The sequence below is a fragment of the Ruminiclostridium papyrosolvens C7 genome, assembly GCF_000421965.1.
Lineage (GTDB): Bacteria > Bacillota > Clostridia > Acetivibrionales > DSM-1351 > Ruminiclostridium > Ruminiclostridium papyrosolvens_A.
In genome coordinates this window covers 18,063-32,159 of the sequence record NZ_ATAY01000033.1, presented here as the reverse complement: position 1 = coordinate 32,159, position 14,097 = coordinate 18,063, and the positions used below count along the sequence as shown (strand labels likewise).

Sequence of the window (14,097 nt, the reverse complement as noted above, 5' to 3'; positions counted from 1 at the left end):
TTGAATCCTATGGAAAAAAGAACAGTGACAATACTCTGCTCAGGTTTCGGACTTGGGCTGTATATCCCGGGACTTCTTATAGACCTCAGATTACGGGAAAAGGGAGTTTCTACTGAAATTGAAGTATTCGAGAACCTTATTTCAAAAGATAAGAGGGATGGCATACAAAAGAGTCGGAAGGCATATCACAGTAACTTTGCCGTCGCTTTAATGTCTGCTAGAATGCCTATGGATATTCGCCAGAGTATTGACAATGAACTCGCAGATGAGCTGCTGAAAAGCTGGGCGGAGGAAAAAAGAAGGGATTTCATAGTACTGTCGGGGCACTGGCTTCATGTAATCGACGAATACAGAGCAAGGATAGCTCCTGAAGCTGTTAATGCAGAAATACTGTATGTGGACTGCGACCTGCCACCATCATGGAAAAGCCTTCAGCAGTACAAGCCTGACTACGGTCTTAATTATAAAGAAGTTTGCCTGTACGATTTTGAAAACAGTCAAATCCAGTTCCAGATTCCAATTGCAAATGAAGAACCAATCCCATTCATTGAAAGGCCAGAGAGATTTATTATTCATGGAGGGGGCTGGGGAATGGGAACCTATCAGGGGAAAATCCCCGAGCTACAGGAGAAAGGTTTTCAGTTGGATATTGTACTGTATGAAATTCAGGAAGTTTCAAGAAAAAAGGAAGTAGACAGATGCTTTATGGTTGATCCTTCATGGAGAGCCTGGAATAAAAATGAAAAAGGCATTTATGAGTTTCCGCCCTTAGCCCAGATAATACCTGATGAAGAACCAGTATTTAAAAATAAAGAAGAATATCATGAGCTTTTTGATATTACAAAGAATACAAAGGCGATCATTGGAAAGCCGGGCGCCGGAACCCTTATGGATTCAATATCTTCTGCAACACCTATGATAATGCTGGAACCCTTTGGCGAACATGAAAAAAAGAACACCCGGCTGTGGGAACAACTTGGCTACGGAATTACTTACAATGCTTGGAAAGAGACGGATTTCTCTATGGCAATATTGCGAGAGCTCCACGAAAACCTTGTAAAAGGCAGAAAAGCTGCTCTTGACTACACAGAGAGCTATAAGTTTAAAAATAGCTTGTAGAATGGCAGAAATGCGTTACATGAGGTTCTTCACTTAAAGCAATATTATTAAGTTTACATAAATAAATTTATGGATGTGAAGGCTTATGCAACAAGAAAAAAATACATCAAGCGTGAACGGTATGTTGATAGTATTCGAGGGAATAAGCGGCTGTGGGAAGAGCGAGAGTGTAAGGGTTCTCAGAAAGTACCTGACCGATAATGGATATAAAACCAGTGTGTTGGAATGGAATTCAAATAAGGTAATAAGAAATATAATCAAAGCAATCGACTCTGGAAAATTACTGACACCCGGGATTTACAGCTTTTTTCAATGGGTTAGTTTTCTGATAGATTACCTTTTTAAAGTCGTTCCGCTTTTAAAGAAAAATTATGTTTTAATTGCAGACAGATACATATATACAGGTTTGACCCGAGATAGTGTAAACAGAGCGGGGGGGGCAATCGGAAGGTTCTTGCACAGGCTTGTTATAAAACCGGCCCTGGTATTCTTTTTGGATGTAAGACCTGAAGTGTGCGATAGAAGAATTAAAAAAAGAGGAAAAGACCTATTTCACACAAATAAGCTTATCAGGGGAAGCAAGCTTTTGAAAAACAAGGAACTTTATTACCTGACTAAGCTAAGGAGTGAATATTTGTTTTTGTTCAACAGCAAAACAATCCAAAATGAAACTAACATTATTACAGTCAATGAAGATACAGATACTGTGGTAAAATGCGTGAATGATTATATTTCAGGCAGAAGGGAGATATATGAATACTTTAAGCCGCTCAATTGACGGAGTACCGCGATACTTTGTCCCTTATGTAAATGACTGTTTTCAGAATGCCTACGGAGCACTTGTAGCATACTTTGGGTTGAAACCGGAGTTGATTTTGGCGGATTATATGTCTTTTATGTATGGGCAGGATACAGGGTATATAGGTTTGAATTATTTACATAAACCCTCACGCTCTTTCGAGTTTTCCGAGGAACAGCTGAACACTTCACTTGAATACGTCTACTTTCCGACAGTTACGCATTATAGCAGACGTGACAATAGTGATGTACAAGAATTGTCAGACAACAAAATAAAAATTTCATTATATGTTGAAGACAACCCCCATATAGCTCATGAGAGGCTTATTGAACTGATAGACATGGGAATCCCTGTGATAACAGTTGTAGACATGTACCATATGAGTTATCACAGTGCTTACCATAAAACTCATGGGGCACACGCCGTTGTTGTAACGGGATATAACAAGGAAGAGGGATATGTTGAAATTTTCGACAAGTACGGTCTTTCCAAAAGCGATTTTGACGGAAGGATTTCTATAGAAGATTTAATATGTGCAAGAAATTCCGATAACGATCAGGGTTCATATACCAAGCCCATAAGAAATATGTGGATGGAAGTGAGAAAAAAAGAATGTTTCAAACCGGGTTATGACAGCTGTAGAAATATTATAGCTGAGAGCTTGAGCCGGATGAAGGGCAAAAAGGATATTCTGGGATGTAAATGCGGATTGCCGGCACTGGAGATATTCACAAGGGATTTGATATTTAAAAGAGACACTATGCCCGATGATGAATTATTTTCTCTTTTAAGGTATTACAATACGGCCTTTAAGCTCATGTCAAGGGGCAGGACAAGGTTTACGGTATTTCTTAGGGAAATATCAGAAATGGTTTACGATACAGAGGAAATCTGCGACTGTCTTAAGGATTCTTCAACAAAATGGGAAATCGTATCCAATTTGTCTCTTCGTTTAGCCCTAACAAAAAACAAGGATATTATGACCAATATATGTAGGCAACTGGAACTCATAAGAGAAATCGAAAGCCGTGCAGTTGATAAGCTTCTTGAATTAAGCTTTAAACAGGAGGCATAAAATGGAAGAAATTAAACTGTTTTGTTTACCGTACGCAGGAGGTTCTGCAGATGTATATGCAAAATGGAGAACTTATTTAAACAGCTCCATAAAGCTTTGCCCCATTGAACTCCCGGGGAGGTCAAAAAGAGCTAAAGACCCATTTTATAAAAGTATGGGGGAGGCTGTGGAGGATATAGCAAGTCTTGTGGAAGATGAAACAAATGGCACAGACTATGCTGTTTTCGGTCACAGTATGGGCAGTATAATAACCTATGAATTGATATGCAGACTCTATGAAAAGGGTTTGAAATTACCAATACATGTATTCTTTTCGGGAAGATACCCTCCCTGCATTGAAAAGCAGGGAAAGAATATGCATTTATTAACCGATGATGAGTTGATACAGGAAGCAGTGAGTCTGGGAGGAATACCTGAAAAGCTTTTAAAGTATACACGATTGGTGGAAAATGCTGTTAGTACTCTTCGTGCAGACTACACAATTCTGGAGACATACGGCCATAATCCCCAAATACAGAAATTTGATATTGATATTTCTGTGCTTTCAGGTACAAATGACGAACTGGCAGCCGTTGAAGATATGAAATACTGGGAACAGTATACTGAAAAAAGCTGTACCTTTTACACCTTTCATGGGGGGCATTTTTACATTCACAATAATGCCAAAGCATTAGTGGAAATTATAAATAATACTTTGGTGGACACAGAATAGGAGGGACATATGAACGACAAAATACTCAATGATATCGCAACCGGATATGGAACACCTGTTTACGCTTATGATACTGAGAAAATCATATCCCAGTATAAACTGCTCAAGAACAGTCTGCCCAAAGAATTTGGGATATTTTATTCTATGAAGGCAAACCCTCTTATGGGGATATGTCAGTTGTTCAAGAAGCTTGGCAGCTGTATTGAAACGGCATCCTCCGGAGAATTGCACACTGCACTTTCATCAGGCTTTTCACCTGATAAAATCATATTTACCAGTCCCGGAAAAACATATGAAGAATTGAAATATGCTGTGGAGACAGGCATTTATAACATAAATATAGAAAGTCTGGAAGAAGCAGAAGTAATTAATGAAATAGCAGCTGAAAAAGGCAGGGTAGTAGACATCTCTGTAAGAATAAATCCTGACTTTGACATTGCAGGCTCCGGAATTAAAATGTCAGGGGTTGCATCTCAATTCGGGATAGATCAGATTCATATGGGAAGTGAATTTAAGGAATTAAAAACACTGACAAACCTTAAAATAACTGGGATACATATATATACAGGGACGCAGGCGCTAAATGCCCATAGTATTGTTCAGAGTATGGAGCAAATTATAAAGCTCGCATTAGATACCTCTGAAATGTACTGTTTTAATCTTAAGTTTCTGAACCTTGGCGGGGGCTTTGGTGTTCCTTATTTCAAGGATGACAGTACTCTGGATATGGACATATTCCGTAATGAATTTAGTGAAATATGGGATAAATACAAGGATAGCCTTTCTGATACACAGGTTTTTGTAGAAAGTGGAAGATTTCTTATGGCTGAATCGGGAACATATCTTACAAAAATTCTTTACAAAAAAGAATGTAAGGGGAGAAAATATCTGGTCTGTGACGGTGGTTCAAACCAGCATGCGTCCTCTGCCTTCCTTGGACGGCACATCAGAAACAATTTTCCGATGCATATCCTAAATAAGTCAGGCAATGAAGAACAGGTAAATGTAGTAGGGCCTCTATGCACTCCAACAGATGTTATAGGTCAGAATGTTATGCTGCCCGAAACTGTTGCAGGAGACATAGTAGCAATTGAGAAGTCAGGAGCTTATGGAATAACACAGAGCCCGGGGCTTTTCCTGAGTCATCCGCTGCCGGCTGAGGTTCAGTATTATGAAGGTAAAACATATATTCTCAGAGAAAGGTGGGAAAAAGAAGATTTTATGCTAAGACAAAAGCCTATGGATAAAAATCTTCTTTAAAAGGTATGGAAAACGGTTTTAATTTAATAAGCCTTCTTACCACAGATAGAAGCAAAGGAATCATAGTATGGCTATGCAATATAGGTGCGGAAAAATACTGGAGTAACTTGAGTACAGGGGTTGTTAACAGGCAGGAGGACATTGCCGTAAACCGTATGGAAGAAATGAATCTTCTCATATGCAGAGAACAGGATATTATTATTCTTCGTGAAATGCCTGATGATGATTATCTAGAAAATTTAAGAAAAATGGGTTTTTCTATCCCAACCATCCTATCGCCTGAAAATGCTGATTTATTAACTCCCATATCAGAGTTGGTACTAGAAGATGAAGACTTACTGAATAAATTAAAAGAGGCAGCGGAAAAAAACAATGATTTGTATTTCGTTCCGTATGGGGTCACTCACCTTGAAGAAGAAATTGCCGAAAAGACAGGCATGAAGATAATGGGTGCACCCTCTCATATTAATGCAAAAATCAATGACAAGATATTTAACAGAGAAATATCTGAAAAGCTTGGTTTAACCGTATGCCAAGGCAGGGTGTGCAGTTCTGCCGACGAAATCCGGGAAGAATATGAAAGACTGACAAATAATAAGCCGTTCTTTAGCAAAGTGATTATAAAAGAGCCAAAGGGTGCGTCGGGCAAGGGTTTATACATAGTAGACAGCAAGGATAAGTTAGAATCAAGCCTAAGGATGATAGCACGATTCTCCAGAGGCAGGGCAGACAGTAAATGGCTTGTGGAGGGCTGGTATAACAAGAAATGGGATATTAATTATCAGATATACGTTTCCCCTGACGGACAAGTAGATGTCTTTTCGATTAAAGAGCAGTTACTGAGAGACACAGTTTACATTGGCTCAAAAATGCCTCCTGAACTGGAGCAAAGAGTTCTGGACAGCTATGTGGAATATGGACAAAAAATAGGAAGATATTTGTATGAAACAGGTTTTACCGGAGTAGCCGGAATAGACTCAATTATAACAGAACAAGATGTATGTATTCCTATTATTGAAATTAACGGTCGATTTACATTATCAACTTATATTTCATTTGTAAATCAGATTCTGAAGTACAAAAAGATACTGTCAAGGTACTTCAGACTGACTCCTGACAAACCTGTGAACTATACCGATATATGCAGCAGGCTGGGTAAAGAGGGTTTGTTAATAAATCCCGATACTAAGGAAGGGATATTTGTATATACCTCCGGTACTCTTCCATACAAGCTTCATGATGGTACTGACGGCAGTGTGGGAAGAGCTTTTGCATTAATAATATCTGGTTCATGGGAGAAAGTCAGTATACTTAATTCTGAGCTGGAGAAGATTATGGAAACTTATTCAAAATAATATAATTTATTAAAGGAGATGTGTTTATGGAAATAAAAGAACAAATCATAGCTGTAATTGCTTCAGCTTTAAATATTGAAACTGAACAAGTAAACAGCATATCGGCAGATGAAAACCTTAACAGGGTAGGTGTCGATTCAGTTAATTTTATTGAAATTATTATTAATCTGGAAGATAAATTACATATTGTTTTTGATGATGAAGAACTCTTACTGGATAATCTGAATACATTAAACAAGTTGGAAAAAGTAGTAAGTCAGAAACTTGGAAATTAGAATTATACATACCAAAGAAGGTGGGAGTAAAATGGGGAAGGCCCTAGATATTGACCTGTATAAAAACGGGTTTGATTATAAGAATGTTGACTGCATACAATCTCCGATTGCCGCGGCGACAGGTTATTTTAACCATGACAACTATTTTTATTACTGCTTTTTACATAGTATTGCAGGAGCTTATGAAAATTACTCACAGTATGATCCATCAGACTATTCCAGCAAAATCCTATGTAAAATGGGTTTAAAGCTTAAAAAAATTGATTGCAGGGGATGTACCCCTGAGGATGTAATATCCATGGCAGCCGAGGAAATTTTGTTTGGCAGGCCTGTTATTATGGTTGTAAAGTATAATTCATTATTTTACAATGTGTATTACAAAAATATGGGTTTCAAGCTTAATCACGGATTACTTGTGAATGAGTTTAATGAGTCAAACAAAACATTTTGCATTAAAGATCAGCTTTACAAAGACATTCTGGATACCTATAAAAGCGCTTTCTTTCCGCTTCATATTACTTTTGACATGCTAAAAGAAATTTGGGAGCACTCAAACAACCAATTCCGAAGGGAATTAGTCTCGTGCGCGGACAGTATTTACAGCATATATCAGAATGAAGAGGTGAATCTTGATACAAACAAAGCCATTAGTATTGCATTGTCCATGATGGATGATAAAAACGAATTGATAAGTTTAATAGAAAATTATAATGGAACTAAGGATTTTGACAACAATATTGTATTTAACAGGCTGCGCTTTCACGGATGTCTGGAACCTATTTTCCATATACTTTACGAGCAGTGTATAAATAAAAGTCTTGATCTTGCCCGGTTGCAGGAAACGAAAAAAAAGGTTGAAAATATCCGAAGCAAAGTAATAAATGCTCTTGGCAAGGCCAGTCGCCGATGTGAGACAATAAGTAAAGAGAGAAAAGATGATTTGTGCAAAATGGTTGCCGAAGGAGATGAAATACTTCTGAACCTTATGAAGACTCTGGTTGTCTGCGAACCCGAAAAAAAGTTGAGTAATTATTATATAGATATAACAGAACACTATAATAATCAGGCTTTTGAAGATATCTTGAGGGATGATTCCAGAGCTGATATTACAGGAGAAGGAACACATTATATTTTTCAGAATTTAGTGGTAAACGAGGAATGGAAAAAGGGTGATTTCTGCTTTAATTACAGCTATTTACCTGCTCAGCCCGATAACATTAGTTGTAACGCTCAGGTTATTTGTATACCGGAAATAAATGCACAATACCTCAGTATACTTGGTTGTTCAGAGTTTGGAAGCTATAATGAGAAGATAGTAATAGAGTATTCTGACGGGTCAAAAAGGGTAATAACTGTTGATTTTTCGGATTTCTTTCAGCCTCCCATTTATGGGGAAAAGGCTTACTGGACCGGGGCAGCAGCAGAAAGAAGAAATGGCCGGACAAGGTATCACAGCTTTAACGCAAGGCTATTTGCAAAGAGATACCGTATAGAACCCGGATGTGTAGTAAAAATACATTTACCTAAAAGAAGAAATATTCATATATTTGCATTGACGCTTACCGACGAGGTAGTTTTATGAAATGCATATATTACATAAAGATGTAGTATAATCCAACAAAATATTTAGTGTAAATAACTTGAAACAATTCAAAAATATTCATATAATTAATTTAAGAATGTTAACCTTGTGACGTTGAATACCTTCTTCGGTGCCAAAGGGGAAAGGGAGGTATAATGAGAAAGACACTGGATATTGATTTTTACAAAAAGGGTTTTGATTATCAGCAAATTGACTGTATACACGGACCAATTGCTGCCGCTGCAGGGTACTTCAGTTATAATAATTATTTTTATTTTTGTTATTTATATGCTATTTTGAGTAATACTGAAAATTTTTTTGAATCAGGTTTTGAGAGTAATGTAAACAGGATAGTGAGTTGCATGGGTTTGGAGCTGCAACGGATAGATTGCTCCGGGAACACTCCGGAAGAAACCATGAACAGGATTGCCGAGGAGATTCTTGGAGGATGGCCTGTTATTCTGGTCGTAAAATACAACTCGCTGTTCTATAGCAAATACTATAAAGATAGCGCATATACTCTAGACCATGCCATTATTGTAAATGAGTATGGAGAAAATAATAAGACATTCAGTATTAAAGAAGCATCTTTAGTTAGAGATATCGTTAGTACTTATGAAAATTCAGATATATTTTTTTCACTACAAGTAACCTTTGATATGTTGAAAGATATATTTGACGGATCAAATAAGCAGTATATTAAGGAAAACCAAACATTTGCAAACAGTATATATTCTATGCATAAGATTGAGGACATCAGTATTGATACAAATGAAGTTATCAATACTTCATTGTCTTTGTTTCCGGACTATAAAAATGACTTTATAAATATCATTAATTCGTATAATGAACAAATTGAAAAATTTAAGTATGACATAGAACTTATAAGACGCCGGTTTTATGGTTGTATAAAGCCTATATTCCACCTTTTGTATGACCATTGCAAACAAAGAAATTTAGATACGGCTTTGACAAAAAATACTGAAAAAATTATTGAAGAAACTCGACAAGACGCACTTAATTTTTTATATAGGGCCAGTATTACAGGCGCGAAAATCACCAGAGAGAAACAAGATGATTTATGCAGTAAGGTTCTAGACAGTGATGAAAAGCTTATTAATTTGATTAAGATTCTATTTGTAAATGAAGGAAAGAAAAATCAGATAAACTATTATGTGGATTTGACAGAACACTATAACAATCAGGCATTTGAAGATACCTTGAGGGATGATTCCAGAGCTGATATTACGGGAGAAGGCACACATTATATATTCCGGGATTTAGTGGTAAACGAGGAATGGAAAAAGGGTGATTTCTGCTTTAATTACAGCTATTTACCTGCTCAGACTGATAACATAAGTTGTAACGCTCAGGTGATTTGTATACCAGAAATAAATGCACAATACATCAGTATACTTGCCTGTTCTGAGTATGGAAGCTATAATGAGAAGATAGCGATAGAGTATTCAGACGGGTCAAAAAGGGTAATAACTGCTGACTTTTCAGATTTCTTCCAGCCTCCCATTTATGGGGAAAAGGCTTACTGGACCGGGGCAGCAGCAGAAAGAAGAAATGGCAGGACAAGGTATCACAACTTTAATGCAAGACTATTTGCAAAGAGATACCGTATAGAACCGGGATGTGTAGTGAAAATACATTTACCTAATAGAAGAAATGTTCATATATTTGCATTGACACTTACCGACGAGGTGTTTTTATGAAAAAGGGAAAAAATATTGAAGTTGAAAAGAAATACGTAATTGATGCACAGGATAGTCTTCTTTTCCATAAAGTCCGGACTGAGTTTTCAGACTTTATGAAAAATTTCAAGGCAGGGGACATAAAAGTAAAAGACAGTGCGGATGATTATTTTGATACTGACAGTGGAGACTTGTACAGGCAGAATATAATACTTAGAATTAGAAAGGATAAAAAAAGAAACCGCATAACAATAAAAAAGGATATTCCTGATGAAACCGGCGGTAGTGCCGGGCAACTGGCAAGATTTGAATATGAAAAAGAGATTGATTCAGAAAAGATAGAAGATAATTGGGAACTATTAATAATATATTGCACTGAACTTACTGAAAGGTTTCAACCAAAGGATTTTCATACAGTTATCAGGGTTGAAAAAAAACGTGAGAAAATACTGTTTTCGCAAGATGAATTCTCCGTTGAAGCCGCTTTCGACAGTGTTACTTATGTAAACCTAAAAAACAATGTATCAAAAAAAGAATACCAGATAGAACTAGAGCTGAAATCAGATTACGCTCATAGAGACAGACTAAAGACAGTAACGGATGAAATGGAAAAGAGATATGAGTTCCTTAAGCCCAACTATGAATCAAAGTATAAAAGGGCAGTGAATTTGACCTGCATTTAAAAAAGATCTATAGTAAATGGGATTTGTTCGCCGAACAATTCGTTGAAGGTTTTTATGGCTTTTTTGTCCACACTAAGCATAAGGGCTTCATTTGTTGACATTATTATTTCGGCATAACCGATAAAAATGTCATCTTTTGTTAATGCAATTATGCTCCCTTCAGCCATATTTACATTTGGGGGGATTTTAAGTATCATGATTTTCACCGCTCCGGTACTATTTTATATAATATATTTTGATTATTCTCAAATTATGTAAAAAATATACTATTTAGTTACCAAAGATAAAACCATTATATGCAAAAAGGAACCCGGAGTCCCCTTACTCCAAGTTCCTTTTTGTTTGTGTGTGATATAATATTTATCCTTAGAAGTAATGTTAACATATATGTAATTATTTGTAAACGATTATTTTTTATTAATTATGATAATTTATTTTAAAATAAGACCAATTCCTCATAATTAAACCCCTAAATTAAGACGATATAGTATAGTGGAAAAAATTTGTTTACAAAAACATAATATAAGTTTTGGAAAGGCTTTTATATGTACGAGGATAATGCTAAGTTTAATGTGGCTTCTTCAATAGAGCAAAGTATTGAACTCCTAATGAAATTAAACCAAGAATACGCAAACCTTACTTCAAAGGTGAAAAATCTTGAAAACAGACTTGCAGCGGTATCCGTACTAATAGATATTAATGAGTATATGGGCAACATCCTTCATTATCAGGATCTTGTAAGCTATCTGAAAGACGTTATTGCAGGGGTTCTTGGTCTGGATTGCAAGATATTCACTCCCGATGATATTACAAAGATGAATATAGATAGTTCATATCTTCCCAGTACCGATTTATATATACAGGATTTGAAGGCTCAGGAGAAGGAACTGTTTGGATATAATTCCGGTTCCCTTGGTGTACTGAGTATTTCAAAACGTGATTTATATGGGTATCTTGTTATTCACCATGAATTGGCTGACATGATTGACGAAGAAAAAAAGGTTTTACTTCAGCTGATTAAAAGCCAGATATGTATATATTTTGAAAATGCAATTCTGTTTTCAAAGCTTAGGGATTCAGCGGAACATGATGGATTGACGGGCCTCTATAACAGATTGTATCTATCTCAGCTGTTGGATAACTGGGAAGACAAGATGGTTGACATAAATGGTGCGATAATACTTGACTTGGATAATTTTAAGAATATCAATGACAGTTACGGACATCTGGCAGGGGATAATGTTATTAGGATGTTGGTGGGTGTCATTAAAAATGTTATTAGGAATCTTCCTGTTTATGCTATACGTTATGGTGGAGAAGAATTTCTTTTACTTATCAGGGGAATTGATTCCAAGAATATTGTGGAAATAGCTGAAACAATCCGCAGAGAGTTTAATGTCTTGAAATATGAGCAAAGCAGTCTCAGCGTGAGTCTGGGGGTCTCAATTTTAGGTGAATCCTGTGGGGTCGTAGACTATATGGAGCTTATAAGAAGTGCTGATGATGCATTATATACAGCCAAGAGAATCGGCAAAAATGTGGTGGTTACCTCCGATGAAGACCTTCAGCTATTTGAGTCAGTATCATTCAACATTGCAAAGAATCTATCAAGATATAACAGATTCAATGTTATTGGAGAAATTTACAGGGTTAATTTTAAATCACCACATTTATTATCCATAGATGAATACAACATACTAAAATATTGTATTACATCATGTTTCAGAGAATACGACGGAATTTATGGTTCTGTTTCATTATCATTTGTAGTTTTAACAGATAACCAGATACCTCAGGAGCTTATAGAGAATAAAATTAATATGGCTTTGGCAAGCAATGGACTAGATTATATTAGCTTTGAAGTATACTCAAATACGGATGCTTACAGGGAAGTTATGCTCCACAGTGAGAGAGTTGCTGCCATTAGTGTTGCCCTTGCAGAGGCTTACGGCCTTCCGGCAGACGAATGTGAAAAGGTAAGGCTTGCAGCTGCGAACCATGATATTGGAAAACTGTATGTAAATCCCAAGATTCTCAATAAACCCGGCAAGCTTACGCACGAGGAATACGAAAAAATCAAAATGCACGCCTTTTACAGCTATCAGTATGCTAAAAGTCGTGAAAACCTTAAATTTGTTGCGGATTACATATTCTATCATCATGAATATGTAGACGGTTCAGGATATTTTAAGAAGATAGATATTCCACTCCATTCTCAGATTATAGTACTGGCGGATATTTTTGATGCATTAAATGAAAACAGATGCTATCGCGCAGCATTTAGCAGGGATGAAGCAATCAGGATAATGGAGAGTGAAAAGCACAAATTTAACCCGGAGCTGTTTGAATTAATGAAACAGATTGCAAATTATATTTAACTTCTCAAATTAATTTTTCCTGATGTACATTCTTCATAAAGTTAACATATTATATATTGTCACAAGTCAAACCCAATCAAAAGTTGGGTTTGATTATATGTGGCGAATATTTTGGGACAACTGCCTGAAATACGGCAGATGGGGGAAATGTTATGACTGAAATGGAGTATGTTACACATTCTATTGAAACAAATCTTTTCTTTTTAAGAATCATTAAGGAACACCTGATATTTACAATCGCTGCACTTATGCCAAGGGACCAAGGGATGGTTCCGGAGTTGGAAAAAACCATTAATAATCTTGAAGAATTGTTAAAAGAAACGGTAATGATGGCAAATGGAGTAGTTCCTACACAGAACCTTATGTTTGGAGATATAGTTACACCATATACTCTAAGGGCAGAGACGGCTACCCAATTCTATACAGGAATAAAAATCAATACAAATATTACGCAAATGGAAATTTCTTTATTAAACGGTATCAGACCCGTGTCAAAAACAATACCTCCTAAAGCTGTAAGTATGATGAACCAGCGTATTATGGCATTATTAAACAAAATTATCCAAACAAATAAAATGGTACTTACCAACGTTTTGTCCTGTAAAATGTTTACTACAATATACCCGTTAATGCTGGAGCATGTGACCCGCGAGGCCGAACACTACTTACAGCATCTTCAGAGATTGGAAAGTTCCCATAATCTTATGGAAACCCCAAGAGATGTAGCAGGTATGGAAGCATTCTGGGATAATATTATGAGTGAGCACGGTAAATTCATCAGGGGCTTGCTTGATCCTTCCGAAGAAACCTTAATACAACAGGCAAATAATTTTGCAGAGATATTTACAGAACTTACAAATCAAGCGAAGGTGGCTATCAATCAGCTGGAACTACTTCCCCAGGTTACACGAAGAAGTTTTGAAGCAACTGTAAACATTAAAAATTTCAAAGAGCAGGGTACGGAAGGTTTACTTGATTGTAAAATCAGAGCTATTATATTGCCTCTGCTAAGCGATCATGTACTTAGAGAAGCAAATCATTTCTTGAAGGAATTAAAAATGGTAGAGGGGATGGGATTACATTAATGGGCGCGCGCGCTTTTGAAAGCTATTAATATACTTTAAGTCAAAAAAGAGTAAAAAAGTAAATACTGTAAAAT

Annotated in this window: 13 protein-coding genes; 12 read left to right on the top strand and 1 reads right to left on the bottom strand. The window is 36.4% G+C overall.

Annotation, left to right across the window (positions count from 1 at the left end):
* The first annotated feature begins 9 nt into the window (after positions 1 to 9).
* The 10 genes from L323_RS31555 to L323_RS31510 all read left to right on the top strand — a co-directional run bounded on the left by L323_RS31555 (position 10) and on the right by L323_RS31510 (position 10,560).
* Positions 10 to 1,119 (top strand): hypothetical protein, encoded by a 1,110-nt coding sequence (locus tag L323_RS31555; RefSeq protein ID WP_020815657.1) that lies wholly within the window; start codon positions 10 to 12, stop codon positions 1,117 to 1,119.
* A gap of 85 nt (positions 1,120 to 1,204) precedes the next feature.
* Positions 1,205 to 1,897 carry a dTMP kinase gene (locus L323_RS31550; protein WP_020815656.1) on the top strand — a complete coding sequence of 231 codons (693 nt, stop codon included), beginning with the start codon at positions 1,205 to 1,207 and terminating at the stop codon, positions 1,895 to 1,897.
* The gene (locus L323_RS31545; protein WP_020815655.1) at positions 1,872 to 2,993 is read left to right on the top strand and encodes a BtrH N-terminal domain-containing protein; all 1,122 of its coding nucleotides are present in this window, start codon (positions 1,872 to 1,874) and stop codon (positions 2,991 to 2,993) included. The genes L323_RS31550 and L323_RS31545 overlap by 26 nt, the downstream gene beginning before the upstream one ends.
* Before the next feature lies 1 nt (position 2,994).
* Positions 2,995 to 3,705, top strand: a complete 711-nt coding sequence (locus L323_RS31540) for a thioesterase II family protein (protein WP_020815654.1) — start codon at positions 2,995 to 2,997, stop codon at positions 3,703 to 3,705.
* A gap of 9 nt (positions 3,706 to 3,714) precedes the next feature.
* The gene (locus tag L323_RS31535; RefSeq protein ID WP_020815653.1) at positions 3,715 to 4,965 is read left to right on the top strand and encodes a type III PLP-dependent enzyme; all 1,251 of its coding nucleotides are present in this window, start codon (positions 3,715 to 3,717) and stop codon (positions 4,963 to 4,965) included.
* Between the two features lie 5 nt (positions 4,966 to 4,970).
* Complete coding sequence (locus L323_RS31530; RefSeq protein WP_020815652.1) at positions 4,971 to 6,320, top strand: ATP-grasp domain-containing protein; 1,350 nt, start codon at positions 4,971 to 4,973, stop codon at positions 6,318 to 6,320.
* A gap of 26 nt (positions 6,321 to 6,346) precedes the next feature.
* Complete coding sequence (locus L323_RS31525) at positions 6,347 to 6,595, top strand: acyl carrier protein (protein WP_020815651.1); 249 nt, start codon at positions 6,347 to 6,349, stop codon at positions 6,593 to 6,595.
* Between the two features lie 31 nt (positions 6,596 to 6,626).
* Positions 6,627 to 8,177 (top strand): hypothetical protein, encoded by a 1,551-nt coding sequence (locus L323_RS31520; RefSeq protein ID WP_020815650.1) that lies wholly within the window; start codon positions 6,627 to 6,629, stop codon positions 8,175 to 8,177.
* 155 nt (positions 8,178 to 8,332) lie between these two features.
* Positions 8,333 to 9,898, top strand: a complete 1,566-nt coding sequence (locus tag L323_RS31515) for a hypothetical protein (RefSeq protein ID WP_020815649.1) — start codon at positions 8,333 to 8,335, stop codon at positions 9,896 to 9,898.
* Complete coding sequence (locus L323_RS31510) at positions 9,895 to 10,560, top strand: CYTH domain-containing protein (protein WP_020815648.1); 666 nt, start codon at positions 9,895 to 9,897, stop codon at positions 10,558 to 10,560. The genes L323_RS31515 and L323_RS31510 overlap by 4 nt, the downstream gene beginning before the upstream one ends.
* On the opposite strand, the gene L323_RS31505 is transcribed toward L323_RS31510, so the two are convergent.
* On the bottom strand, positions 10,557 to 10,757 hold the full coding sequence (locus L323_RS31505) for a hypothetical protein (RefSeq protein WP_020815647.1): 201 nt from the start codon (positions 10,755 to 10,757) through the stop codon (positions 10,557 to 10,559). The two genes, L323_RS31510 and L323_RS31505, sit on opposite strands and share 4 nt — an antisense overlap.
* Positions 10,758 to 11,105: 348 nt before the next feature.
* On the opposite strand from L323_RS31505, the gene L323_RS31500 reads away from it, so the two are divergent.
* Positions 11,106 to 12,938 (top strand): bifunctional diguanylate cyclase/phosphohydrolase, encoded by a 1,833-nt coding sequence (locus tag L323_RS31500; RefSeq protein WP_020815646.1) that lies wholly within the window; start codon positions 11,106 to 11,108, stop codon positions 12,936 to 12,938.
* Between the two features lie 152 nt (positions 12,939 to 13,090).
* Positions 13,091 to 14,023, top strand: coding sequence for a DUF2935 domain-containing protein (locus L323_RS31495; protein ID WP_020815645.1), 933 nt, complete (start codon positions 13,091 to 13,093; stop codon positions 14,021 to 14,023).
* The last annotated feature ends 74 nt before the right edge of the window (positions 14,024 to 14,097 follow it).

What these genes read in the sequence shown, in the direction of transcription:
- L323_RS31555 (WP_020815657.1), top strand. Translation starts at nt 10, where the DNA reads ATGGAAAAAAGAACAGTGACAATACTCTGCTCAGGTTTCGGACTTGGG.
- L323_RS31510 (WP_020815648.1), top strand. Translation starts at nt 9,895, where the DNA reads ATGAAAAAGGGAAAAAATATTGAAGTTGAAAAGAAATACGTAATTGAT.
- L323_RS31525 (WP_020815651.1), top strand. Translation starts at nt 6,347, where the DNA reads ATGGAAATAAAAGAACAAATCATAGCTGTAATTGCTTCAGCTTTAAAT.
- L323_RS31520 (WP_020815650.1), top strand. Translation starts at nt 6,627, where the DNA reads ATGGGGAAGGCCCTAGATATTGACCTGTATAAAAACGGGTTTGATTAT.
- L323_RS31535 (WP_020815653.1), top strand. Translation starts at nt 3,715, where the DNA reads ATGAACGACAAAATACTCAATGATATCGCAACCGGATATGGAACACCT.
- L323_RS31500 (WP_020815646.1), top strand. Translation starts at nt 11,106, where the DNA reads ATGTACGAGGATAATGCTAAGTTTAATGTGGCTTCTTCAATAGAGCAA.
- L323_RS31545 (WP_020815655.1), top strand. Translation starts at nt 1,872, where the DNA reads ATGAATACTTTAAGCCGCTCAATTGACGGAGTACCGCGATACTTTGTC.
- L323_RS31540 (WP_020815654.1), top strand. Translation starts at nt 2,995, where the DNA reads ATGGAAGAAATTAAACTGTTTTGTTTACCGTACGCAGGAGGTTCTGCA.
- L323_RS31530 (WP_020815652.1), top strand. Translation starts at nt 4,971, where the DNA reads ATGGAAAACGGTTTTAATTTAATAAGCCTTCTTACCACAGATAGAAGC.
- L323_RS31505 (WP_020815647.1), bottom strand. Translation starts at nt 10,757, where the DNA reads ATGATACTTAAAATCCCCCCAAATGTAAATATGGCTGAAGGGAGCATA.
- L323_RS31495 (WP_020815645.1), top strand. Translation starts at nt 13,091, where the DNA reads ATGACTGAAATGGAGTATGTTACACATTCTATTGAAACAAATCTTTTC.
- L323_RS31515 (WP_020815649.1), top strand. Translation starts at nt 8,333, where the DNA reads ATGAGAAAGACACTGGATATTGATTTTTACAAAAAGGGTTTTGATTAT.
- L323_RS31550 (WP_020815656.1), top strand. Translation starts at nt 1,205, where the DNA reads ATGCAACAAGAAAAAAATACATCAAGCGTGAACGGTATGTTGATAGTA.